General features: G+C 71.1%; 12 protein-coding genes. 9 read left to right on the forward strand and 3 right to left on the reverse strand.

Going from position 1 to position 25,627, the window contains the following annotated elements; translation table 11 throughout:
* Positions 1 to 209: 209 nt before the first annotated feature.
* Entirely contained in the window at positions 210 to 512 is a 303-nt protein-coding gene (locus tag PV342_RS34080) for a hypothetical protein (protein WP_400806004.1), read from the reverse strand.
* A 402-nt stretch (positions 513 to 914) separates the two neighbouring features.
* Here PV342_RS34080 and PV342_RS34085 point away from each other — a divergent pair, with 402 nt between their 5' ends.
* The 6 genes from PV342_RS34085 (at position 915) to PV342_RS34110 (ending at position 14,359) form a co-directional block, all read left to right on the forward strand.
* A complete protein-coding gene (locus tag PV342_RS34085; protein WP_500320054.1) occupies positions 915 to 3,938 on the forward strand; it encodes a 3-keto-alpha-glucoside-1,2-lyase-like domain-containing protein in 3,024 nt (1,007 codons plus the stop codon).
* Between the two features lie 231 nt (positions 3,939 to 4,169).
* Positions 4,170 to 8,381, forward strand: coding sequence for a carboxypeptidase regulatory-like domain-containing protein (locus tag PV342_RS34090; protein WP_500320056.1), 4,212 nt, complete (start codon positions 4,170 to 4,172; stop codon positions 8,379 to 8,381).
* Positions 8,382 to 8,881: 500 nt separating this feature from the next.
* Positions 8,882 to 9,217, forward strand: coding sequence for a CATRA system-associated protein (locus PV342_RS34095; protein WP_500320058.1), 336 nt, complete (start codon positions 8,882 to 8,884; stop codon positions 9,215 to 9,217).
* A gap of 37 nt (positions 9,218 to 9,254) precedes the next feature.
* The gene (locus tag PV342_RS34100) at positions 9,255 to 10,802 is read left to right on the forward strand and encodes a CATRA conflict system CASPASE/TPR repeat-associated protein (protein WP_400805994.1); all 1,548 of its coding nucleotides are present in this window, start codon (positions 9,255 to 9,257) and stop codon (positions 10,800 to 10,802) included.
* 46 nt (positions 10,803 to 10,848) lie between these two features.
* Positions 10,849 to 13,524 carry a CHAT domain-containing protein gene (locus PV342_RS34105; protein WP_400805993.1) on the forward strand — a complete coding sequence of 892 codons (2,676 nt, stop codon included), beginning with the start codon at positions 10,849 to 10,851 and terminating at the stop codon, positions 13,522 to 13,524.
* Between the two features lie 73 nt (positions 13,525 to 13,597).
* On the forward strand, positions 13,598 to 14,359 hold the full coding sequence (locus PV342_RS34110; protein ID WP_018559474.1) for an NUDIX hydrolase: 762 nt from the start codon (positions 13,598 to 13,600) through the stop codon (positions 14,357 to 14,359).
* A 315-nt stretch (positions 14,360 to 14,674) separates the two neighbouring features.
* On the opposite strand, the gene PV342_RS34115 is transcribed toward PV342_RS34110, so the two are convergent.
* Positions 14,675 to 15,259: a hypothetical protein gene (locus PV342_RS34115; RefSeq protein ID WP_500320061.1), complete on the reverse strand. Its 585-nt coding sequence runs from the start codon at positions 15,257 to 15,259 to the stop codon at positions 14,675 to 14,677.
* A 312-nt stretch (positions 15,260 to 15,571) separates the two neighbouring features.
* Between PV342_RS34115 and PV342_RS34120 the strand changes: the two genes are divergently transcribed.
* From PV342_RS34120 to PV342_RS34130, 3 genes are all read left to right on the forward strand, one after another.
* Complete coding sequence (locus PV342_RS34120) at positions 15,572 to 16,285, forward strand: hypothetical protein (RefSeq protein WP_400805986.1); 714 nt, start codon at positions 15,572 to 15,574, stop codon at positions 16,283 to 16,285.
* 306 nt (positions 16,286 to 16,591) lie between these two features.
* A complete protein-coding gene (locus PV342_RS34125) occupies positions 16,592 to 17,236 on the forward strand; it encodes a dihydrofolate reductase family protein (protein WP_386995738.1) in 645 nt (214 codons plus the stop codon).
* A gap of 216 nt (positions 17,237 to 17,452) precedes the next feature.
* A complete protein-coding gene (locus PV342_RS34130; protein ID WP_400805983.1) occupies positions 17,453 to 18,319 on the forward strand; it encodes a GNAT family N-acetyltransferase in 867 nt (288 codons plus the stop codon).
* Positions 18,320 to 18,525: 206 nt separating this feature from the next.
* Here PV342_RS34130 and PV342_RS34135 read toward each other — a convergent pair whose 3' ends face one another.
* On the reverse strand, positions 18,526 to 25,497 hold the full coding sequence (locus PV342_RS34135; RefSeq protein ID WP_500320064.1) for a glycoside hydrolase domain-containing protein: 6,972 nt from the start codon (positions 25,495 to 25,497) through the stop codon (positions 18,526 to 18,528).
* Positions 25,498 to 25,627 lie beyond the last annotated feature (130 nt).

The raw sequence follows: 25,627 nt of genomic DNA on the forward strand, positions 1-25,627 counted from the left end.
CTCCGGTGCACTCGACGGGAATGTGTCCGGATACCGGAGAGTAGGCGTGATCAATGACGCCGCGCTCAACAAGTCCCATTATGAAGGTGGTTGACGCATGCATCGCCTGATTCCCGGACGGCGCCCCCGGTTCCGCGTGCCCCGCTTGCGGTCGACCGGCCCTCGTGACGGGGCGTGCCGAGGCGGCCGTCGACCGGTGACCACGTGACTCAGAAGGGACTGGGTACCTGCGTCGCGATCACCACGACGATCGCAAGGTGGGCCAGACACACGACGCGCACCGCCCTCCACCTGTAGGCGACCGCCGCAGTCGCGGCGAGAGACACAGTGGAGAGGATCAGGCACAGGGCCGCGCCTGCCGCGGTGTCGGGATCGCTTGTCGGTGTCGACACCTCGCCCACGGCTGCCGGAAGAGTCAGCAGCAACATGAACACCGCCACGGCGTAGAGGCCGGCAGCCAGACACCCGCGGAGCCACGGGAACAGCTTGCTCTCGACCACCGTCGCCTTCATTCCGATCTCCGTTGTTCGGATCGCCCGGCATGAGCCCGTCCATTCGGCCGCCCCGCCATCCTAAATGCGACCGGGACCACCACTGCGCCGCGAACACCCGGTCCCTGCGGCGGCCCTGGACGTTCTCAGGCCCACTCCCCCGCCGAACACGCCGCGCGCAGCGGCCGCTCGGCCCTGCGCGACAGCCCCCGTAGTGGGCCAACCCCACTGAAGTTTTACCCAGTTGAGGACAAAGTGTGGACTGTTCGGTGCAACCTTCGTACGCTGGGCGTCGATTTCACGCGGAAACACGCAGGCAACGGTCACGCAACGCCAGCGATCCACCCGTACGTGCACGACTCCACTCCGCGGACGCGGGCCACCCCCCGCTCGCGCCGCATTGCGCGCCCAGCAGGAGGAAGAGTGTCGCCACGCAAGTACCCGAACCTCCGCAGCAAACGTCCCGGAACACGAAGAATCACCGGGCTGTTCCTCTCGGCACTTCTCACCAGCGGTCTCGCCACCGCCACCGCCGGCGCGGAGGAGCGGCCCTTCGCCGACCTGCCGCCCCAGGAGCCCGGTGTCACACTCCGCGTCTTCGACATCCAGTCACCGCTGGACGAGCTCTGCGACCTCAAGCCGGCCCAGACCCCCAACGTCGACAGGCTGATCCCCACCGCCGACTGGACCTCCACGGACGGCTTCGGTTTCACCGACAACTTCGTGTCGCAGATCATCGGCAACATCAACGTGCCCGACGCCGGTTCGTACACCTTCCGGCTGATCAGCGACGACGGCTCCCGCCTCTTCATCGGCGGTCAGCAGGTCATCGACCACGACGGGCTGCACGGCGCGGAACCCAAGGACGGCGAGATCACCCTCACGCCCGGGTACCACGCCCTGCACATCGACCACTTCGACCGCGGCGGCGGCCAGCAGGTCACCCTGCAGTGGAAGCCGCCGGGCGCGGCCGACTTCGCCGTCGTCCCGAACTCCGTCCTCAGCACCGACGCCGGCGTCGTCCGGGTCACCGCCCCCGGGCGCAAGGAGTGCGAGGGCAGCTACGACACCCCCGGCGACGGCCTCCCGCTGACCTCGGTGAACCCCGGCTACACCCTCACCGACCTGCGCCCTGCCGGCTTCGAGCCGCAGGTCTCCGCGATGGACTGGCTGCCGGGCGGCCGGCTCGCCGTCACCACGTGGGGCGGGAGCAGCGTGGACGAGGGCGCGGTGTACGTCCTCGATCACGTCACGGGTGACACCGGTCCGGAGCGGGTCACGTACAAGAAGATCGCCGGCGGCCTGAAGGAGCCCATGGGGATCAAGTACGTCGACGGAAAGCTGTACGTCTCGGAGAAGCACCAGCTGACCGAGCTGTCCGACCTCGAGGGCGACAACAGCGCCGACGAGATCCGCAAGGTCGCCGAGTGGCCGTACGGAGGGAACTTCCACGAGTTCGCCTTCGGCCTGCTCTACGAGGACGGGAACTTCTATCTGAACCTGTCCGTGGCCATCAACTACGGCGGCGCGACGACCGATCCGCAGCCTGCGGCGAACCGCGGCAGCACCATCAAGGTGAACAAGAAGACCGGGAAGATCAGTTACCTGGCCGGCGGTCTGCGCACGCCGAACGGGATCGGACGGGGTCCCGGGGGCGAGCTCTTCGTCACCGACAACCAGGGCGGCTGGCTGCCCGCCTCCAAGCTGGTCCACATCAAGCAGGACCGGTTCTTCAACCACTACACCAACCCTGACGGCCCGTTCGACGACCGCGCGGTCACCAAGCCGGTGCTGTGGCTGCCGCAGAACGAGATCGCCAACTCGCCGAGCACACCGATGCTGTTGAAGAAGGGGCCCTTCGCCGGACAGCTGCTCTTCGGTGACGTCACCTACGGCGGAATCCAGCGCGCCGACCTGGAGAAGGTGGACGGCGAGTACCAGGGCGCGGTGTTCCGCCACACCCAGGGCCTGGAAGCCGGCATCACCCGCATCAGCACCGGACCGGACGGCGCGATCTACGCGGGCGGCCTCGGCGCGGACGGCAACTGGGGCCAGGAAGGCAAACTCCGCTTCGGACTCCAGAAGCTCACGCCGAACGGCACGAACGTCTTCGACATCAAGACCATGCGCGCCACCCGGGACGGCTTCGAGCTGACCTACACCAAGCCCCTGTCGGAGGAGACCGCCGCCAAGCTGACGAGCGGCGCCTACACCGTCGAGCAGTGGCGCTACGTCCCCACCCCCGCCTACGGGGGCCCGAAGGTGGACGAGGAGGAGCTGCCTGTCGCGGCGGCCCGTATCTCCGGCGACCGCCGCACGGTGCGGATCACCGTCCCCGGTCTGCAGACCGACCGGGTGGTGCACGTGCGCTCGCCGCGCCCGTTCGCCTCGTCCGACGGTGAGCAGCTGTGGTCCACCGAGGCCTGGTACACGCTGAACGCCCGTCCGGGCCCGGAGTCACCCGTGACGGCGTACGACGCCGAGTCGGCACGGCTGTCCGGGGGAGCCGACATCGACACCGAGCACGCCGGCTACACCGGAGGCGGCTTCGTCGACGGTTTCGGCACCCCGGGCGCCACCGCGACCTTCGACGTCGACGCGCCCAAGAAGGGCACCTACGACGTGGGATTGCGCTACGCCAACGGCCCCCATCCCTTCACCGGCACCAAGACCATCGGCGTCAGCGTCAACGGCGGTCAGCCGCTGCGGACGAGCCTGCCCTCCACCGGCGCCTGGAACCGCTGGTCCACCCGGTCCGAGCGGCTCGAACTGCGCAAGGGCCGCAACACCATCACCTACACCTACGGGCCCGAGGACACCGGCCACGTCAACCTCGACATGATCGAGGTGCGCCGACCCGGCGGCCGTGTCGACCTGTTCTCCGGCGGCAGCGTCGCCACCGCCTGGCAGCACACCGACGGCCGCAGCGTCGAGTGGCCGCACTCCGCGGAGGAGTCCATCGAGGTGTGCTGTGGCGACATCCGGACCAAGCAGGCCTTCGGCGACTTCAGGCTGCACGCCGAATTCAGGGTGCCCAAGCTCCCGGACGACGTCACCGGGCAGGACCGCGGCAACAGCGGCATCTACCTCCAGGACCGGTACGAGCTGCAGATCCTGGACTCCTTCGGTGTGGCGCAGCTCGCCTCGAACGAGGCCGCGTCCATCTACAACAAGAAGGCCGCGGATCTGAACGCCGCCACAGCGCCGGAGACCTGGCAGACGTACGACATCGTCTTCCGGGCGGCCCGTTTCGACGCGGAGGGCAGGAAGACCGACGACGCCAGGATCACCGTGGTGTGGAACGGCCGGAAGGTCCACGACGACGTCGCCGTCGACGGCCCGACCGGGGGCGGCGACGCGGAGTCGGCCGCGGCCGGCGCCATCCGGCTCCAGGACCACGGCAACAAGGTGCGGTTCAGGAACCTCTGGATCGAACCGCTCGACTGACGGGCGGACCATGACGCGGACCGCAACCTGATCGCGCGGTCCGGGCGCGAGGTCTCCGCGGATGTGGGCGGGCCCAGTGGCGCGAGCGGCCACTGGGCCCCTCGTCGCGATCAGCTCAACGACCCACCTGGCCGGACGAGGCGATGTCTAATGGGGCCGCGGTGAATGGATTCATTCCCCATCGCCGCCCCACCGTTGATGACGCGTCACCGGACAGACGGGAACGGATACTTGCCTATACCAAGAAACGTCGCGCGCTTCGGCCGGCACAGACTCACCGCGGGCCTGACGGCGCTGAGTCTGTCACTGCTCACCCTCCTGGGGACGCAGGCACCGGCCGCCGCACAGACGCCGTCCGGTGCGACGCACCAGGCCGCCGGCGCCTCCAGGGACAACGGGCTGTCCATGGAACCCTCCTGCTCCGCGCCGAAGAAGAACGAGTTCGCGTGCTTCGCCCTGCGCCGCACGGACCTCGCGACCGCCGGACGGTCGTCGGAGCCGGCCGGCTACGGCGCCGGCGATCTGCGCAGCGCCTACGACCTTCCGCCCAGCAGCGGCACCGGCCAGACCGTCGCCGTGGTCGCCGCGTACGACGATCCCACCGCCGAGCAGGACCTGGCGGTGTACCGGGAGCAGTACGGGCTGCCGGCCTGCACCACCGGCAACGGCTGCTTCCGCAAGGTCGACCAGCGCGGCGGCACCGACTACCCGGAGCCCGACCCCGCATGGGCCGGGGAGATCTCGCTGGACCTGGACATGGTGTCCGCCGTGGCGCCGAGCGCGCACATCCTGCTGGTCGAGGCCGACAGCGCCGGCCGCGAGAACCTCGGGGCGGCCGTCGACCAGGCCGTCGCGCTGGGCGCCAAGTTCGTCTCCAACTCCTACGGCTCCTACTACGACAGCTACCCCGGAGGCGGTGAGGACCCCGCCGAGACCACCGACACGCACTACAACCACCCCGGTGTCGCCATGGTCGTCGCGTCGGGAGACCTGAAGTACGGGGTCCCCTACCCCGCCGCCTCCCCCTACGTCACCTCGGTCGGCGGGACCTCCCTCGCCCGTGACCCGAGCACCCCGCGGGGATGGTCGGAGTCGGTCTGGAGCACCGGTGACAGCGGCACCGGCTCGGGCTGCTCCGCCTACCAGCCTAAGCCGTCCTTCCAGAAGGACACCGGCTGCCCGCGGCGTACCGTCGCCGACGTCTCCGCCGTCGCGGACCCCGCCACCGGCGTCGCGGTCTACCAGAGTTACGGGAACAGCGGCTGGCAGGTGTACGGAGGGACCAGCGCGGCCACGCCGATCATCGCCGGGATCTACGCGGCCGCCGGAACGCCGGCGGCCGACAGCTACCCCAACTCCTACCCCTACGCCGCCGGCGGCGGACTCAACGATGTGACCAGCGGGTCCAACGGCGAGTGCGACCCCGCCTATCTGTGCACCGCGGGGCCGGGGTACGACGGACCGACCGGACTGGGCACCCCCCGCGGCCTCGGCGCCTTCCGCGGCGGGCCGCGCGGGGAGGTCTCCGGGACGGTCACGGACTCCGGGACCGGGCGACCGGTGGCCGGGGCGGCGATATCGGGCGGGGACGTCGTGGTGCACTCCGACGCCTCGGGTGCCTACGTCCTGTCCCTGCCGGCCGGAACGTACGACATCGGCGTCGAGGCGTTCGGCTACGCGACCGTGTCCACACCGGACGTCACGATCGCCGACGGTGCCGCCCTGACGAGGGACTACGCACTGCACACGGTGCCCAGCCGCACGATCACGGGGAAGATCGCCGACGGCTCCGGCCACGGCTGGCCGCTCTACGCCAGGATCGTCGTGGACGGTGCGCCCGGCGGTCCGGTGTGGACCGACCCCGCGACCGGCGCGTACAGCGTCACGCTCCCCCAGAACCGCGCGCACACCCTGCGGGTCACGGCCTCCCTGCCCGGTTACGAGGAAGTCACCCGGCACCTCGCGGCAGGCACGACGGCGCAGAAACTCGACATCCCGGTACCCGCCGACGTCTGGTCGGCCGGCGCCCCCGCCTACGCGCCGAAGCTGACCGGCCCGACCCAGCGGTTCACCTCGACGAACTCCGCACCCGAGGGCTGGACGGTCGTCAACGCCGAGGGCACCCAGGGCGGCTGGGCGTTCGACGACCCCGGAGGCCGGTCCAACAACACCGGCGGCGACGGCGGTTTCGCCGTGGTCGACAGCGACCACTACGGCTACCCGGCCGCCCAGGACTCCAGTCTCGTCAGCCCCCGCTTCGACTTCACCGGCGTCGCGGTCCCCGAACTGGCCTTCGACACCGACCTCATGCCCTTCTTCGGCCAGACCGCCGACCTCGACGTCAGCACCGACGACGGCGCGACCTGGAAGAACATCCGGTCCCTGACCACCGACGCGGCCGGCCCGAAGCACATCGAGATGTCCCTGGCCGCCTACGCGGGCAGGCCCTCGGTCCGGCTGCGGTTCCACTACACCGCCTCCTACGCCCTGTGGTGGGCCGTGGACGACGTCTTCGTCGGCAGCCGGGAACTCACCCCCACCCCGGCCGGCCTGATCACCGGAACCGTCACCGACGCCAACACCGGCACAGGGCTGGCGTCCGCCGCCGTCACCTCCCCCGACGAGCCCGCCCTGAGCACGATCACGCGGGCGACGCCCGACGACCCGAACCTGGGCGACGGCTTCTTCACCCTGACCGCGCCCCTGGGCGAGCACGCCCTCACGGCGGCGGCGCCGCACTACACGGAGCGGACCAAGACGGTGACGGCACGCGCCGACACCGCCGTCACCTCGGCATGGAAGCTCACGGCGGGCCGGCTGTCCCTGACGACCGACCCGATCGAGGCGACCGCGGTCCTGGGCAAGAGCGCGACCCGGGAACTGACCGTCACCAACACCGGGGGCGCGCCGGCCACCTTGACGCTGGCGGAACGCGCGGGCTCCGGAAGCACGGAGGACGGCGCACCGCTGCGACGCGTCGGCCCGCGACGGCTCCCGCCGTCCGGCGGCGCCGCGCACCCCGCGCAGATCGACGGCCGGAGCACACGGACCGGCGGATCCGCGACCGCCTCCGCCGGGGCGGGGGCCGGGCCTTCGGGTGACGCCTGGAAGCCCGTGACCGACCTGCCCACGGCCATCATGGACAACGTCGTCGACACCTACGACGGCAAGGTCTACTCGGCATACGGGTACGACGGCGAGGACGACACCGGCGACCTCTACCGCCTCTCCCCGGAAACGGGCACCTGGACCCGGCTCACCTCGTCCCCCCATCCGCGCCGCGCACCCGCGCACGGCTTCATCGACGGCAGGTTCTACGCCGCCGGCGGCTGGGGCAGCAGCACCGGCGGCATCGACCCGGGCCTGGACGTCTACGACCCGGTCCGCAACACCTGGACCAGCGGCGCGAAGGCGCCCAGGGCCTACGCCGGATCGGGCAGCACCGTGCTCGGCGGAAAGCTGTACACGATCGGCGGCTGCTCGGCCACGAGCTGCGGCACGACCGACGCCTCCGTCTACGACCCCCGGGCCGACCGCTGGTCCGAGATCGCCCCTTATCCGGAGCCCATCGCCTGGCAGTCCTGCGCCGCCATCGGGACCAGGATCTACTGCGCCGGCGGGGAGAGCGGAGGCGCCGTCGCGGTGTCCTCCACCTACGTCTACAACCCCGCCACCGACACGTGGTCCGCCCTGCCCGACATGCCGATCCCGCTGTGGGGGGCGGCGTACACCGCGGCCAACGGACTGCTGCTGGTCTCCGGCGGAGTGACCGACGACAGCCGGCTCACCAACGAGGGCTTCGCCCTCGACCCCGCGACCGGCTCGTGGAACACCCTGCCCAACGCCAACACCCCCACCTTCAGAAGCGGCGGCGCGACGGGCTTCTACAAGGTCGGCGGCACCGTCGACGCCTACGAGCTCTCCCCCACCGCCACCGTCGAACTCCTGCCCGGCTACGACCAGGAAGGCCTGTCGGAGGTCAGCTGGCTCGGCGAGTCCGCCAGGAAGATCACCCTGGCCCCCGGCCAGAGGACGGTGCTCACCCTCACCTTCGACACCGCGGAACTGGAGGTCGCGCAGCCCGGCGACTACGGCGCCCGGCTGGCCCTGTTCACCGACACCCCGTACGCGGTGCCCGACATCCCCGTCACCCTGCACGTCGACCCGCCCCGAACATGGGGCGACATCAGCGGGACCATCCTCGGGGCGACCCCCGCGGGAGGCGCCGCCCCACTGGCCGGAGCGACCGTGCAGATCGACAGCCGGGCCGGCTCCCACACGCTCACCACTCGCACGGACGGCACCTTCGGTCTGTGGCTCGACACCCATGACAACCCGCTGACCGTGATCGTCGCCAAGGACGGCTACCGGCCGACCGTGGCCACCGTCCGGCTCAAGAAGGGAGCCATCGTCACCCACGACGTCACTCTCGAACGGGCATAGCCGCCGCCCGCGGCCGCCCCTCACGCGACGGGGCGGCCGGTCGCGCGGGGCCCAGCGCGGACCGCGCGCGGCCGATGCCATGGTCCACCCGGACGATCAGCCGCGTCCTTTGGGCGCGCCGCGGCATCGTCGGGCGGGTCGCGGCGGGACGCTCTCTCTAGCCACGGCGGGTTCTTCCCGTCGGCGGGCCGGGCGCCGTATCCCCGAGCACGGCGCCCGGCCCCCGGCATCCTCGGCCGGCCGGGGCAACGCCCTACCGGCACCAGGACGGGCAGGCGGCCAGGCGGTCGGCGCCCACTCGCACCGCATCTGAGCGAGCGGCGGGCGCCGGGCACCCCGACGGGGTTCGGCAGAGGTCCGGGCCCCACGCCGACCGGATGCCGGAACTGCTCACCCCGCCCGCCGAGTCCGGAATTCCAGCCGCGCACAGGCCCCCGGGCGATATCCTTGGGCCCTCATTCCGGAAGCGGATACGGGAGAGCGGCAGCGGGGGGCCACCGGTGGATGTCGACGTGAAGCGGCGTGCCGTCAACCGACTGCAAGCGCTCGACGACTGGCTCCTGTCGGCCGAAGGATGGGCCCGTGTGGAGGCAGTGCTCGCAGATCTGTACGCCGCAGTGACCGCCGGCTCCGACGACGCGATCAACAAGGGCCTCGCCGGTCTGCAGGACCTGGAGTCCGCCAATCGTGCCCAGACCCTGCCCGGCGCCCTGAAGACCCTCATCCCCGCGGACCGGCGCGAGCAACGCAACGTCCTGGTCGAGATACTCATCCTCGATCTGGACGGCCCGGACGAACCGCGCGACGAGAGGGACACGGGCCCCGCGACCGACTGAGCGCCATTCGCCTACGTCTGGAATCGGGTGACGCCTGGTGCAACGGTTCGTCAAACCGTCGCTGATCATCACATGCTTCGTGCCGGCCGTACCGAAGCCGGAGGACACCGCCCCCCGGCAATACCTCGGACGCCTGTGGGAGGCGTGCCGCCTGCTCGGCATGACAGAGGCGTTCGGCGGGCTGCCTTCACGCGAAAGACCCGCTCCCGGATCCGAAGCCGTCACAGCGGAGTTCACCATCCTGGAAGCGGCGAAGCGAGCGGGCGGCCCCGGCATCCACGCCGCTTTCCGGTTCGCCGAGCACGATGTGCTCGGGCTGGTCGCCCTGATGGCGCCGAACGACCTCGACGCCGGGCTCGGGCAGTGGAGCACCCTGCTGGACCAGTGGTCGGCGGCCCTGACAGCCGCGGGGGTCACCGACCCCCCACCGGACGGGATCCTGGGCGAGTTCCACGTGTTCACCGCGCTGCACCAGGCGGGGACGCCCCGGTCACAGCCCCCCGTGGCCGAATCGGTCCGACGCCACGCCCCGCCGTCCGCCCCGGACGAGGACACCTGGTGGCGTGGGCACGACGTCACCGACCACGGGTTCTCCGTCTGGCGCACCGGCCCGGGAGACCCGAGGAACGTGGTGACCGACTTCTGCGTCCTCGCCCCGCTCCGAGCCGAGGAGGCACTGGACGAGTGGGTTTGGGCGAAGGACGGCGAGAACGGCTTACGGCCGCTGACCCGCTACCTGATGCACGCCGCCAAGGTCGGCTACGAGGCTCGCCGTTATCACACGCTCGCCTCCACCAAGCCCCTGCACGAGCGCCGGGCCGAAAGCGACCGGGAGAGCCGCGCCCTGCTGCGTGCGCTGCAGCCCGGCGCCTCCGGCGAACAGGTCAGTCTCAAGGACGTCCTGGCAGCTGCCGCCATGCTCGACCAGACCCAACTCGGGCCCCACGGAACACTGTGGACGATCACCCAGCATCGCGACCTGGCCCGCACGGTGAACATCGCGATCACGAACCTGCGCCTGCACACACCCCGGCTGCGCCGCGTCGGACACGGTACCTCCTGGCCCGAGCGCGACCTGGCCGCGGCCGAGACCCTGGTCGCCCAGGTCCAGAACGATCTGGAGTACCTGTCGACCGCCCGCGAACGGGCCGAGGCGGCGCGCACCGCGGCCACCGCGGTCACCGACCGGGCGTTGAACGAGTACCGCAACCGGCTGAGCCTGGTGCAGACCTCGACACTGGGATCCCTGCTCACCGCGCTGACCGTGGTGCAGACCCTCGACTACGACCTTCCGCTGCCGAAGGCCGCCCAGTTGCCCACCATCCTCGTCCTCGCGGCCGTCGCGCTGCTCCTGCCTCTGGCCGTGCTCAGGCAGGCCGCGGTATCCGCGGCCTCACTCCCCTACCGCTGGATCGACTCGGCCGCCGCGGGCCTGCTCGGATCCTCGGTGTGCTGGCTGGTGCTGACCTTGTGGCGCTTGCACTTCGGTCACGCCCCGCCGGCGCCCGTCGTGACAGTGGGCGCATGCGTGGCCGTGGGCCTGGCCGTCACAGCGGCGGTCCATCGGGCGGCCCGCCGCCGCTGATTCCCCCGACCACCCCGTCCTCACAGAAGCGGGAGCCGAACAGGCCATGCCCCAGTCGACGAGCCCCCAGCCGGAAGACTCCGTCTCGGCCATTCTCGCTCTCATCGGCCGACTCGACGTCGAGGACGTCATCCTTCGTTTCGACGTGGACTTCGACGTCCCCATGCGGCAGGGCGGCGCCCTGCGCCTCCTGCGGCTGGCCGGGGAGTCCGGCCACGGCGGGCGGAACGACATCAGGGCCACGGCGCGCCGGGTGGGCGCCCACTGGTGCGAGATCGTCCACGCGGATGTGACGTACAAGCTGTTCACCGGCCTGCAGCTGATCAAGGCCTCACGGGACGACGCCCGGCTGCTCCACGATCTCCACCTCCGCGGTGAACTGCCGGCGGATGACCCCTTCGCCGCCTACGCGGCCGCCCGGTGGTTCGACGGAGAGGGCCGGATCCGGTACCGGCTGGGCAGTTTCACCTCCGCCCGCATCTCCTTCGGCACCGCCGTCGGCATCGCCCGGCGGGCCGGACTGTGGTGGGCCGTGCCGGATCTGCGCGGCAACCGCGAACGCGCGCGGTTCGAGGAGCAGGGGCAGCCGATGCGGGACGGTGGAGAGGCAGCGGCCAGGGGCGGGTTCGTCACGGAACTCGAGGCGCTCCTGCGGGAGATCGAGGAGCTGGCCCACCTGCACGGCGTGGACGTCGTCGTCCCTCCGACGCCCGGCACTCCCGCCCGCCACCGCGAGTTCCTCCGCGGCTATTCCAACGTCCTCCACAACCTCGCCATCGCACTCCGTGAGGCCGGACGGCCCGAAGAGTCGCTGGCGGTCACTTCACGCTCCTTGGCGATCTCCGAGGGCCTCGCCGACGTCTACCGGGTGGCGCAGTCACGTACCAATCAGGCGCTGTGCGACCCGGAGAACGCCCAGCGGCACTTCGAGGAACTGCTGACCCTCCCGTGGCAACGCGGAAGGGCCATCGCCCGGCAGAATCTCGCGCTCCGCACCGGGGGCGGCCGGGGGCTGGAGGAGCTGAGGCGACTCCTGGACGAGATCGAGCAGGACGACTTGGCGGACGGACACCACGCGGGGCTGGACGTCGACTTCTACGCCTACACCGTTCGCGGGTACCAGCGGACCGCCGAAGCCCTGCCGCCCGAGCGCCGTCCGGAGGACGTCCTCACACGGCGGCTGGGCCTGGCGCGTTCGGTCCGATCCGCCATCGCCCTGCCCGCCTACAAGCGGACGTACGCCCGCCACATGCGACCGGCGTTCCTGCACGCCATCGCCGAAGCCGTCGTCCACGGTCACGACGCGCAGGCCGACCAGGAGAGGGTCCTCTCCCTGGTCGAGGAGTCCGCCGGCCGTGAACTGCTCGACCTGCTCGGCTCCTCGCATCCCTCGTCGCTCAGGCCGCCCGCCCATCGCATCGCCGGAGCACCCTCCCCCGAAGCCTCCGGCCCCCGCCCCGGTCCCGCTGTGCGCGCCCCGCTCCGGGCCGCTTCACCCGAGCTGACCCAGGCCCTGCGCGAGGTCCTGGCCGAACGCGAGCGGGAGTACGAAGAGCACTTCCTGGACGCCCCGTTGACCTCCGTTCCACACGACGAGGACATCGCGCACCGCCTCGTCCAGTACACCCTCAACCACCCGGGCTCCGCCGTGGTGCGCTACTTCCGATACGCCGCGCCCGACGGACTCACGGGCGGCGTAGGAGCGGTGCCCGACTCGCTCGGCGTCATGGTCTGCCGGGACGGGCGTCTGACGACCGTGACGGGCATCCCCTACGAAAAGGTGGCGGACCTGGCCGAACTGGTGTGGGCCGACATCTCCGACCCCGAGTCGCCGTGGCCCTCCGAAGCGACCTGCCGCCACGTCTGGGACCTCCTCCTCGCACCCGTCTGGGACCGCGTCGACGACGGTGCCACCACGACCCATCTCACCCTGATCCCCACGGACCACGTCTTCGCCATACCGCTCCACGTCGCGGTGGGCCCCGGCGACACAAGACCACTCGCCGCACGGGTCCCGCTCTCCCACTCCGTCAGCGTGGCCGCCTTCGTCACGCAGGGCCGCCACCTGCTCAAGCGCCAGCTCATGGAACAGGACGACGACCTGACGGCCCTGCTGTCCACCGACGCCGACGCGTCGGGCCGCGAACTCGTCGGCACCGGCTGGCACCCCGGCAGGGTCTTCGTGGCCGGCCCACCCCCGGAAGGCCTGGAGTACGCCGAGCCGGCCCACGACGCCGACTGGGACGGACTGAGCGCACTCGTGGCCAAGGAGCCGGAGTTCTTCGTCTACGCCGGCCACGGCACCTACCTGGACGGCCCGGAGGCCGCCGGTCCGCTGCTCCACCTCGGCAGCCACGACGTACTGACCCAGTTCGACCTCGCGCTGCGGGTGAGCCTGCCGCGCAACAAGCTGACCGTCCTGGGCGCGTGCGTGGCTGGACAGGGCATGCGCTCCGACGGGGGCGACGTACTGGGATTCATGCGCTCGCTGGTCATCAGCGGCGCCGGAGCCGTCTGCCTGCCCCTCTGGTACGTCCTGGACATCGCGCTGGTACAGACCGTACGCGCGCTGCTCCGCAAGAGCAGGCAGGTCCTGTGCGATGCCGACAGCGCGCCCTTCGACGTCGTCCAGGCCCTCCACGAGCACTACCTCACGGTACTGGACGACTATCCGAACCTGGCCGGCCGCATCCAGCACACCCCGCTGGCCCTGTACTTGTGACGTCCCAGCGGCGGCGCTCGACGGGCGCGGCCGGAGACCGAGACCGCACGAACCGGAAGAGACGAGGCGACACATGACACAGGCCGGATCCGAGGGCGACGCGGTGCGGGAGCGCAGGGAGGCACGCCTGAAGGCCTACGCCGCCCTGCGGGAGCAACGGCCGGAGCTCTTCGTGAACCCCCCGGGGACCGCGTACGAGATCCTGCTCGACCGAGCCGAACAGGACCACGTGACCCGCGAAGTGGAGGCGGTGGCCGTCGCGTTCGGCTTCCCCGAGGATTGCGCGGACATCGGCGTCGTCTACCGCGACCCCTACGTCTGCATGGTCCGCGACGCCGTGCGCTTCCGCTCCGGGCGCGTCAACACCTACATCCGCTTCGTCCCCGAGGGCCCCAGAGGAGGTGCCGCCGTCCTACCGGTCCTGGACGACGGCAGGATCGTCCTCCTCCACCACTTCCGCCACGCCGACCGCGACTGGCACTGGGAGATCCCCCGGGGTTTCGGTGAGCCCGACGAGGAGAGTTCGACCACCGCGCGCCGTGAACTGCTGGAGGAACTCGGAGGAGAGGTGACCGAGATGATCCATCTCGGCGAGCTCACCTCCGACACGGGGATGCACAGCGCCCGCGACCAGCTCTACCTCGCGCGGCTCGCCTCGTCCTCGTTCCCCGAGACGCCGGGCCCGGGCGCGCGCGAGGAGGGGATCGACGCCTTCCGGGCCCTGACCCCCGACGAGATGCGCTCCGAACTCGCCAAGGGACACATCCACGACGGTTTCACCCTTGCCGCCTGGGCCCTGGCGACGGCCCGCGGGCTGCTGCCGTCAGCTCCGTGAGACCGACGCCGCACCGGCCACCTGCCGGGCGACCCGGTGAGCTTCGCTCCGTGGCCGTACCGCGGCACGGCTGTGCGCGTCGCCGCAATGGGCGGCGTCGGCGACGTCGCGGTCGCGAGGGCGACTCGGGCGTGGTCACCGGTCGCTGCGGGCGCGCGGGGCGCGGCAGCGGCTGGCGCCAGTCGCCCAGCGCGGTCAGGAGAAACCGGCGGGCCAGAGTCCGTATCGCGTCCCATGCCGGTCCGTGGCCAGGGCTTTCGCCCGAGTGCACGGTGGGTGACATCCGCTGGGGGCCGACAGCACGGAAGACGGGTCTCACGACAAGACGATGGGGCACCCGCGCCGTATCGCGTGCTGGGCGGCGCGCAGGAAGAGTGCGACGTAGAAGGCCGCGTCCAGGTCCTTGCTCCACAGTCCTGGCCGAGTAGCGGACAAGGCCTTCGCCTGGTGTCTGAACCACATGCTCAGGTCGAGGTTGTCGCATGTCTCCGGGGCCTCGGACGGCAGCTCGATGGCCGCCGCCAGCTTCTCCGCGATCGGCAGTACCTGGGGCGCACCGACGACCGTGGTCGACTCGCAGTACCCGGAGTCGACGGGCAAGCAGATCTCCTCATCGAGCGAGAAGGGTACGAGCACGCTCCAGTCGCAGAGGGTCTCCGATTCCTCCTGCGACAGGTGCGTCCGGCACAAGGTGTCGAAGCCCGTCATCGGCGGGGTCAGCTTCTCCTCGAAGGCTTGCCCTGAGCCGGCCGCGAAGTCCGTCTCTGGAGGTACGTCCTCGTAGGACGGCAGGCCCCGCCGCCTGAGTTCGGCGTCGAGCGCTGAAGCGACCTCGCCCCATCCGTCCTCCTCATCACCGAACCACTCCTCCGCGCCGACGCTCACCAGGTACACACCCATGCGGGGAAGCTACAGCGCGCATCCGACATCGATCAGTGAGCAAGGCGCAGGCCGTCGCCGCCGCCGCTGTCATCGCGGCACACCACCCAGGCGGTGAGCCGATCGGCACCGGCTCAGGATGCCTGCAGTGCCGCACACGCCTGGATCAGAAGGGTGGGCCCTCGCAGTGGCCACCTGTCCAGGAGTCGCGTTCCACCATCCGGGCGGGCGCGAGGTTCGTGGGCTTCGGCCTCATACGTGTTCGCCGGGTACCCAATGTCGTGACCCCATGCCTTCATGGCGTCGAGAACCCGGTGCCGACGGCGGCGGTGCGTGCTGGTGGCCGGCAGACGGCGGGTGCGCCGGATCCGCCGCGGTCATGTCGTCGGATACGGCAAGATCCTGTTCCGTCGAGCTGCGCCTGTCGGCCCGCTGGGTAACCTGTCGATCCATTGGTCGGGAAAGGGGCGGGACGTGAAGACGTTGGTCGACCAGGCCGTCAGGGAGGCGCTTCGTGACCGGGGCGGCGAGGCGGTTCGCCTGTACGTCGCCGCGTGCACCGAACGCATGGCGCCGCTGTTCATCGGTCTGCGGGCGGGTGTGCCGCGGCGGGAAGCCGACCTGGACCTGTATGCGGAGTCCGTGCGTGACCTTTGGTTCGCCGACCGGCCGCTCGCCGGTGCCGCCGAACGCGTACTCCTGCTGGAGCGGTTCCCGGAGCTCCAGCCGCAGGAGGAGGCGATCAGTGATGTCGCCGATACCTACGCCTTCTTCGCCGCCCTCTGCCTGCGGTACGCCCTGCCGGCCCACGGCTCGGGAAGCGCTGATGACGCGGTGTCGTGCGGCCACGCGGCGCTCACCGCGATGGGGATGCTGGATCGGAACACGGCGGGCGCCGGCTTCCTCGCCGAGGAGCGACGGCTCCAGAACCTATCGGTGAGCGGTGACGCCTCAGGCCTGTGGGAGGCGAGCGTCAGCGCGGGGCGGGCGAGGTTCCGCGCCGTGGTGGGCCGCCTGCCCGCCGGGCGCGCCCTCGGCAGGCCGTGAGGGCGGGTCCTCCAGGACCTTCCCGGAGGGGCTCCTCGTGGGCGGCGCAGGAGACCGGCGTCATCCGTTCGGACGCTGAGCTCGAGGGCCTCATCCGGCTTGTGGTCAGCGTCGCGACGGGAGCGTTCCGGGACGAGGCACAGCGGGAGCGCTCGTCACCCGGGCCCCGGCATCGCCGGGCACCCGATCGACGCTGCGGACAGGACGGTCGAGGATCCGGGGACCGGGTGCCGCCGCAGCGATGATTTCGCCGGCGCCCGCCGGTCTACCTTCCGGCAGAGACGACCGACGCATCGGGAGTAGACCGTGGGCCTCATCCACATCGAACTGTTCGCGACCCTCGACCTCGTCGGGCAGGCGCCCGGCGGCCCCGACGAGGACCCGGCCGGGTTCCCGTTCGGCGGCTGGCAGGCACCCCTGCTGGACGAGGTCGCCGGGGCGCAGGTCGGTGCCGCGTACGAGGGCACGGACGCCCTCCTGCTCGGCCGGCGGACGTATGACATCTTCGCCGCCTACTGGCCGCACCAGAAGGACGGCGAGGACGGCGAGATCGCCAAGCTCTTCAACAGCGTCCCGAAGTACGTGGCCTCCCGGGGCAAGCCCGACCTCTCGTGGGCCGGGTCCACGCAGCTCGGCCCGGATCTCGCCGGCGCGGTGCGCGAGATCCGTGACCGGCACGAGCACGTGAAGGTCGTCGGCAGCCTGGACCTGGTCCAGACCCTCCTGCGCGAGAAGCTCTTCGACCGTCTCGACCTCTGGGTGCACCCGATCGTGCTCGGCGTCGGCAAGAAGGTGTTCGACGGCGGCGCGGTCCCCACGAACGTCACCCTCCTCGAACCGCCGGCGGCCAGTCCGACGGGCACCGTGTACCTGCGCTACGGACTCGCCGACGGCACGCCCGGAACCGGCGACATGAGCGCACCCGATCGCGGCGTCGGGCGCGACAACTGAGCGTCTCCTCGCGCCGGATGGCTCCGTGTCGCCGGCGGTCACGCGGGGAACCGGTACCGATGCGCGAGCCGGGCGGCCCGCGGCCGGGCCGGCGATACTCGCGGCCCGGAGTGCCTGGCACCGCGGGTGGCAGGGCCTGCGCCGGGCCGTCTCGGGAGCACTCCTGGGTCGGTTAATCGCTTGCGGACCCTCTTGGTGGGGTGTCTGATCCCGGCCATGACGATTGTGCTGGGAACGCCGGCGGTCGACGGGGTGCGCGAGGCCATGGCCGCGCTGCGGGAATGGCAGTACGACGGAGCGCCGATGCAATTGCATCCGGGCGACATCGGCTGGAACCACCGGTTCGGAACGGCCGAGACGGCCGCGGTGGTCCGGACCTGGAGCCGGGACGGACGGATCCTGGCGGTCGGGATGCTGGACTCGCCGACGGTGGTGCGGATGACGGTCGCTCCGGACGCCTTCCGGGATCAGGGCCTCGCGCGGCGGCTCGTCGAGGACTTCTCACTGCCTGAGCGCGGCGTGCTGCCGGAAGGAGCGGTGTCGATCGAGGCGCCGCTGGGCCTGCTGCTTCACGACCTGTTGACCGAGGAGGGCTGGGGGGTCGACGAGCCGTGGACACCGCTCTTCCGCGGTCTCGCCGAACCGGTGGAGGACCCCGGCGTGCGGATCAGGGCGATCGGCCCGGAGCAGGCGCAGGATTTCGCCGGCGTCCTGCGGTCGGCGTTCAACTCCTCGAGGCCTACGGGCGAGTACTGGCACGCGATGTCGGCGGGACCGTTCTTCGCGGACGCCCGGTGCCTGGGCGCATGTGACGACCAGGGCGACGTGGCGGGAGTGGTGACGGTCTGGTCGGCCGGTCCGGGGAAGCCGGGGCTGGTCGAGCCGATGGGCGTGCACGAGGACCACCGCGGTCGCGGTTACGGCCGGGCGATCACTTTGGCCGGGGCGGCCGCGCTGCGGGAGATGGGCTCGTCGAGCGTGCGCGTTTGCACGCCGAGTTCCAACGTCGGTGCCATCGCCACGTACAGGGCGGCCGGGTTCAAGGCACGGCCGGAGGTGCGGGACCGGATCCGGACCGCCTGACGTCGGGCCGCGCGCAGTCCCCTTCGGCCCAGGCCACGGGGACCTGAACCGGCGCGAGGAGCAGGGGGACGAACGACGACGGGCCCTGCGGGTGAACGGCAGTCGTTCACCCGCAGGGGCCGTCTTCGGTGCGGTGCTTCTCGCTGCTCGGCCGGAACCCGCCGCGGCCTCGTCGGACGCGGCGGGACCGGCGGTCACATGGCGCCCTACGACCGAGGGATCCACATGGGGTTCGCCCACTCCGTCGACGGCGCCCAGAATCCGGCGCCGCCGGCGGAGCCCGTTCCGTCGCCTCCGCGGCTCAGCAGGTCGGCGACCGCGGCAGTGCGGTCACCGCCGTTGCCGCCGGCCGCGACAGGACGGTCGTCGCGGTCCGTGGGCTGGAACCCGACCGTGTAGGTCCGCGTGACCGAACCGTTGGCCGAGGTCACCTTGATGGTGCGGGTGGTGAAGCGGTGCCCGTTCGACGACAGGACCGAACTGCCGTCGGTGACCTTCACCCGCGCGCCGGAGTCGGCCGGTACGGCGGTGAGGGCCGGTATCCTCCTGTTCTTCGGCCAGTCGACGACGTACGTGGACACGGCCGGGTCGAACCCGTCGATCGCGACGCCTCCGACGGTGATCGCCTTGGCGTCGGCGACACTGGCCCTGGTGGCGTCGGTGTGGTTCGTCACCTTGACCGACCCGTCGGCCCCCACGACCACCTTCGCGGCCATCGCGGCCGCCAGGTTGATCCGCTCCCAGCTCGCTCCGCCGTCCGCGGTGAGGTCCAGCGGGGAGCCGGAGTCCGTCGCGGTCTGCTCGAGGATCTGGACGCGCTGAGCCGTGGTCAGGTCCGGGAAGGCCGTGATCAGCAGGGCCGCCGCGTCGGACGGCGCCTTGAGGGCCTGCCCGGACTTCCCGACCCGGGAGAACCCGTAGTCCAGGCGCCGCGTGTACAGGTCGACGTGCTGGGCCGTGTTCAGGCCGGCGTAGGAGTCGCCCTGGCAGGCCTCGAGCGTGTCGCCGTAGCCCTCCTTCTCGCACTGCGCGAGCAGCACGTTCTCCATCTCGGTGTGGGCCTGCGTCAGCAGCTTCGCGAAGTCGGGGTCCGCCCACCGGTGCGCGACGGTGGCCTGTGCGGCGATGCGGCCGCCCATGACGTCGAGCGGGTAGTGGAAGCCGAGGACGATGCGGTTGTCCCCGTACTCCGAGGTGCGAGCGAGGATCGACGGTGCCAGCTCCGGCAGGAGCGTGGCGAGGACGGTCCCCGCCTCGTAGCCGCCGTAGGTGTGGCCGCTCGGGTAGGAGCCGCTGGTGGTGAGGCTGCCGTAGGAACCGTCCTGCGACTCGTAGACGGCACCGCCGTCGCCGACGAACCCGAGCCGCACGTAGGGGCGCTGGTAGGCGTAGTGGTCCTTCGCCGCTCCGCCCCTGTCGAGGCCCTGTGTGACGCGGGAGAACAGCGCGCCGGTCTTCGGCAGCCGCCCGTCGTTCAGGGCGTCCAGGTAGATCTGGCCGAGCCGGGAGCCGAGGCCGTCGGCCATCGTGACGGTGGAGCTGTTCGTCGCGTCGACCTCGGCCCGGTCCACCTCCTTCTGCGTCGCCGCGTTGTTGATGCGCACGGCGATGCGGTCGTTCTCAGCGGTGGGCGGGGTGCCGTAGGGCACCTTGGTGTTGGCGGCGAGGATGCCGGAGTCGAGGTGCTCGAATCCGTCGAGCAGGCCGTAGAAGTAGTCGGTCCCGTCGCCGGTGCCCGGCCACTTGTCGGACGTGTAGGTGGCGTTGAGCGTGTCGTCCGGGAAGGGGGACGGCTCGTAGGCCGGGTCGGAGGCGTCCGCCGCGGCGGTCGCCGAGGTGGTCACCGGGACGGTCGCGGTGGAGTCGTCCGAGGTGCCGGCCAGGGTGACCGCGGTGACGGTGGCCGCGTGGGCCTTCGCCCTGCCCGTGGTCGTGAGCAGCGTCGTGCCCGTGGTGGCGGGAACGTGCGCGGTGGTTCCGTCGTCGAGGGCCACGGTGTAGCCGACGATCGGGAATCCGCCGTCGCCGGCCGCCCGCCAGGTCACGCGGACCCGCTCGCCGTCGGTGATCACACCCGTCACGGCCGGCTTCTGCGGCTTGCCACCGCCGGTGACCACGGGCGCCGTGGTGGCGCTCGGCTGGGAGGTGCCGACGGCGTTGACCGCCTGGACGCGTGCCGTGTACGACCTGCCGGACCGCAGCCAGGTGAAGGTCGTGCTCCGGCTGTCCGGGTCGTCGATCTTGATCTGGTGGCCGTCGCTGAGGCTGATCTTGTAGCCGGTGACCGGTGAGCCGCCGGTGTCCTTCGGTGCGGACCAGCCGACGGTCACGCTCGTGCCGGACGAGGTCGCCGACACCGCGTCAGGCGCGGCCGGCACCGTCCTGGGCTTCGTGGTGAGCCCGGACACGGCGTGGCGGAGGGTGTCGTACCGGGCGGTGAGGGCCGCGTCGGTGGCCCCCCCGTCCGCGATCGCCGTCTTCGCCGCGGCGAGTGCCGCGGTGAACGCCTTCCACGACGCGTCCGTGTAACGGTCGTCGTCGAGGGCCGACGCGGTCGTGACCAGGTCCTCCAGCCTCAGCCGCGGAAGCGGGACCAGCTGGCCCGCCGCCAGGGTGAGGCTGCGCGTCCGCGTGTCGACTTCGAGCTGGGTGGCGTCCTCGGCGGCGGCGAGGACGCGTGCGGCCGCGAGTTCACGCCCGTACACACCGAAGTCGATCGCGTCGTAGCGCTCCGCGTCGGCGGAGAGCCCCTCGTACCGCTCGATCGCCTTCCGCAGGGCGGACTTGTCCGTGACGGGGGGTGTCTCCACGTGGTTGAAGGTGATCCGGCCCAGGTTCGCGACGTACGGGTGCGAGGAATCCGGGGTGGTCGTCAGCCGCAGGTGGACGGTGTGCGTGCCGGTGACCGCCTTGGGCAGCGTCAGGCTCGTCGTCCCTCCGGCCGACCACGCGGATCCCGTGACGGGCAGCGGCACGGTCGCGTACGGCGTGCCGGGGTCGGCCGCGTCGAAGGAGTCCAGGTAGAGCTGGACGGCGGAGCCGGTGCCGCAGCGGGCGGAGTTGTTGACGTAGGTGATGGTGACGGTGCTCTTCGGGGAGCTGCCGAAGTCGATGTCCCCGTAGTCGATCCAGGCCCCGTTGTAGGTGCCGCCGAGGTCGGTGGTGGTACCCGAGCCGGTCCAGCCGACGGGCTCGCTCTTGAGGCCGCCGCCGCTGTGCGAACGGAACGCGGTGGCGTCGAAGCCCACGGGGGCGTCGGCGGTCCGCGTCAGGGCCAGCGAGTAGACGTTGCCCACGTACGGCTGGGAGGCGGTCTGCGTGCTGGAGACGAACGCCGCGTACACGTCCTGGACGCTGGTGAAGACGCTCGGGTCGAGGTGCACGCTCGTGGTGGCGATCGTTCCCCAGCCCGATCCGCTGTAGTCGAGCGGGATGTCGACCTTCTTCGCGCCGTCCTTCGAGCCGAGGTGCAGCTCGATGTGCGAGTCCGACGCGGCCCGCGACTGAGGCTTGTCGTAGCGGACGGTGACGGTGTCGGCGCCGCCCTGGAGGTCGGTGTCCTTCCACTGCGCCCACGCGCCGTTCGTCACGTTCTCGAAGATGCCGTTGCCGAGGTTGAGCGGCAGCGAACCGTTGCCGGTCGTGGTGCTGTTCACCGCGGTCAGCGTGGCGAGCGTGGTCGTCGGGGACGTCGAGACCTCGTACGGCGAGAACTGGTACCAGTCGAAGTTCGACACCCACTGCTGGCCCGACGGGGCGTGGAACACGAACGTCGCGCTCTTGGCGCCCAGCAGGGCGTCAGGGTCGGTGACGGCCGCCTGCACCGTGTTGTAGTACTGCCAGCCGCCGGTCCCGGGGAGCGAGACGGTGGCGACGAGGGGGCCGTCCGCGGCGCCCGCGTGGATGTCGACGCTGCTGGGCTTGGCGTTCGCCGGCTGCGAGTTGGCGTAGCGGACCGAGACGGTCCGCGGGGCGACCCCGCCGAAGTCCAGCCGGGTGAACCGCTCCCACGATCCCTCGGTGACGCCGCCGAGGTTGCCGTCCGAGTTGTTTCGCTCGCTGACGAGGCTGGGGCCCTCCTTCTGGTCGGGGTCCTCGGCCTGCAGGACGGCGAAGCCGCCCTCGTCGATGGTCAGCCCGTCGACGGCGGTCAGCAGCGCGTCCTGCGCGGCCATGATCGTGCCCGTCACGGATCCCGTGTCCGCGAGGACGGTCCGCGCGCGTTCGAGGGCCGACCGGAACAGGTTCCAGGAGCCGTCGGAGTAGTTGGCGCCGCGCACCACGGACGCCTGGTCGACGAGTGCGCCCAGGGTCTCGCGGTGCACCGCGGCGGCGGAGACGAGGAGCGGGTCGGTCGGGGATATCCCGGTGCCGCTCACCGTCGAGGCCCGTACCCCGTGCGCGAAGGCCGCGTCGCGGAAGGTGACGCCGAAGCGCGCGTCCACGTCCGTGGTACCGGTGAGGGACAGCGTCGCCGTCCGCTTGCCGGTGACGCGCAGGTCAGCGGTGACGCCCTTCGGCAGGCCGGTCACGCTCGCCGCACCGGTCTTGGTGAGGCTGGTTCCCTTGTGGGCGTCGAAGGTCGCCGGGCCGTCCAGGGTGAGCTTCACGCTGTCGTCGAGGGTGCCGTCCTCGTCGGTGGCGACGGTGCCCGGCCGGGCGGAGACGACGGTGTCGCCCTTGTCCGTGCCCGTGTCGCCGTCACCGGTGTCGCCGCCGTCGGTGTTCAGCGAGTACGCGGGCTTGGTCTCGGCGCCCCACTGGGAGGGCGTGGAGCCCATGGTGAAGTCCAGCGTGCCGCCGGAGATGATCTGCGCGTAGTCCAGCCACGTGTTGTCGAAGCGCTTGCCGTTGAGAGTGGCGTTCTGCACGTAGTAGTTGCTCGCGGACACGCCGTCGGCCTTCACCGTGAACTTCGAGCCGTTGGCGTAGCTGATCGTCGTGGAGTCGAAGAACGGGCTGCCGATCTGGAACTGGCTGGAGCCGGCGGTCACCGGGAACAGGCCGAGCGCCGCGCCGACGAACATGGTCGACATGGTGCCAGCGTCGTTGTCCATGGTCGGCAGGAAGCCGTTCGGGGAGAGCTTGTAGACCTGGGTCTTGATCGGCGGGGTGAACTGGCCGCCGGAGCTCGGGGCCTCGTTCGTCGAGCCCGTCGCGATGTAGCGGTTCCAGGTCGTGCCGGTGTAGATGGCACGCACCCACTTCTGCGTCAGGCTCGGCTCACCGACGTAGTTGAAGAGGTAGGGGGCCTGGAGGTCGATCTCATTCGCGTTGGAGTGCAGCATGGTCGAGCCGTCGTCGACGGTCGAGTCCTCGCCGAACATGTGCTTGACCGCGGCCTTGCCGGCCTTGTCGCCGCCCATGGCCTCGATGAGGCCGCCCATGTCGTACGCGTCGTACCAGTGGTACTGCCAGAGCGTGCCCTGGTAGAGGCCGGCCGCCTCGAACTTCTCGTAGTCGGCGCTCTGCCAGTCGCCGTTCGCGGCGCGCGGGGTGAGCAGACCGACCTTGGTGCCGTCGGCCGCGGTCCAGGCACCGGACTTCACCAGGTTGTCGACCGCCATGGTGGACTGCGCGCGCAGCTTCTTCGCGTCGTCCTTCTTGCCGAGCGCGTCGGCGATGACGGACAGCGCCCACTGGTCGTAGCCGCGCTGCACGGTCGTACCGGGGTCGCCGGTGACGTAGCCCTGCCGCAGCTGCGCACCCGTGTAGTAGCCGGAGTACGACAGCAGCGCCGGGTACGCCTCGTCGAGCCGGTCGAAGTTCCTGAAGCCCTTCGACAGCGCGTCGGCGACCAGCACGGCCGAGCGCTCCCAGCGCACGGTCGGGACCGAGTGGGTCAGGCTGCCGAGGCTCTTGCCGGAGGCGCGGGCATCGGCGAAGAGCTCGACCAGCGACTGGATCATGTCCCGGTAGGTGGCCGGGTCGATGTAGGCCTCGACGGAGTACTTGCGGAAGTCGTCCCAGGTGGACCAGCCGTCGTAGTACGTGAAGCCGTTCGCCTTGTGCACCGCCCCGTCCGCGCCGCGGTACGTGCCGCTGGTGCTGGTGGCGTTCACCGGCAGCGCGTACATGCGGTACAGGTGCGTGTAGAACTCCTTGGTGAGCGTCGACCCGGGGTCGGCCTTCGCCGAGGCCCGCACGTCGACGGCGCCGAGCGCGCTGTTCCACTCCGCCTTCGTCCGCGCCCGCGCTTGGTCGAAGGTGAGGTCGCCCACCTCGTTGCGCTGGTCGGTCGCGGCCTGTTCCGCGCTGATCGGCGACAGCGTGATGCGCAGTTCGACGTCGTCCCCGTGGGACTTGTCGAACCCGAGGACGGCGCCGGTGTCGGCGCCGTCCTGCGAGGTCGCGTCACCGAGCCTGCCGTCGGCGCCCCAGCTCTTCAGGGAGGTCACGGGGACGTTCGTGGTGGCGTCGTAGTAGAGCTTGTACGAGGCGCCGTTGAACGAGCCCGCGATGAGCCCGCTGATGGACGTGGTCCCGTCCGGGAGCGTCGTCGCCTTCATCGTCGAACGGGTACGGCTGGTGAAGTTGTTCGCGAGGTCGAGGACGAGCTCGGGGTCCGACCCGGCGGGGAAGCTGAACCGCTCCAGCGCGGTGCGCGTGGTCGCGGTCACCTCGGCCTTGATGGTGCCGGGGTCCTGCGTCACCGCGGACCCGGTTCCGGAGATGGCCCCGAGGCCCACCTGGTAGTAGCCGGTCGTCGCGGTCTCGTCGTCGTGGCTGTACGCGTGCGCGTACGTGCTGGGCGCGGGCCGCTTGTCGTACCGCACGGAGGTCGGCACGACCAGCAGGTCGCCACCGCCTCCCGAGCCGCCGACGCCGTCGAGGTTCGTCGCGGTGAAACCGGCGATGTGGTCCTCGTTGTAGTCGTACCCGGGGTGGTTGCGGTTCGGCGTGGTCAGCGGGCTGACCTTGGCAAGACTGTGCGGCGCCTGGGCGCCGGGCAGGTCGTTGCCGTCGTCGCCGGCGGTCGCCACGAACGGGTCGACCAGCTTCGTGTAGTCCGTACCGCCGGAGCCTCCCGCGGAACCCGCGGACGCCGTCGAGGCGGGCGCGGCCACGGCCGCGCCACCACCCGCGAGCGCCGCGAGGCCGAGCGCCCCGGTCAGCAGCGCGGCGACCGCCGCCCGAAGGGGGCTGCGGCGGAGACCCGATGTTCTCGTATGTGTCACGCGGGGCAAGGGCGGATGGGATCTGATGGACACGTAACCTCTCCAGCGTCGCGATACGCACGCACAGTTCGGCCTCACCAGAAGACAACGTTGTCAGCCCGGACGCCGGGCGTGCAACCCAGAGCGAGAC

It is taken from the genome of Streptomyces sp. PA03-3a (assembly GCF_033792735.1).
Taxonomy (GTDB): Bacteria; Actinomycetota; Actinomycetes; order Streptomycetales; family Streptomycetaceae; genus Actinacidiphila.

Bases quoted from the DNA above. Each gene is read 5' to 3' on its own strand.
- PV342_RS34080 (WP_400806004.1), bottom strand. From the start codon at position 512: ATGAAGGCGACGGTGGTCGAGAGCAAGCTGTTCCCGTGGCTCCGCGGG.
- PV342_RS34105 (WP_400805993.1), top strand. From the start codon at position 10,849: ATGCCCCAGTCGACGAGCCCCCAGCCGGAAGACTCCGTCTCGGCCATT.
- PV342_RS34115 (WP_500320061.1), bottom strand. From the start codon at position 15,259: ATGGGTGTGTACCTGGTGAGCGTCGGCGCGGAGGAGTGGTTCGGTGAT.
- PV342_RS34130 (WP_400805983.1), top strand. From the start codon at position 17,453: ATGACGATTGTGCTGGGAACGCCGGCGGTCGACGGGGTGCGCGAGGCC.
- PV342_RS34110 (WP_018559474.1), top strand. From the start codon at position 13,598: ATGACACAGGCCGGATCCGAGGGCGACGCGGTGCGGGAGCGCAGGGAG.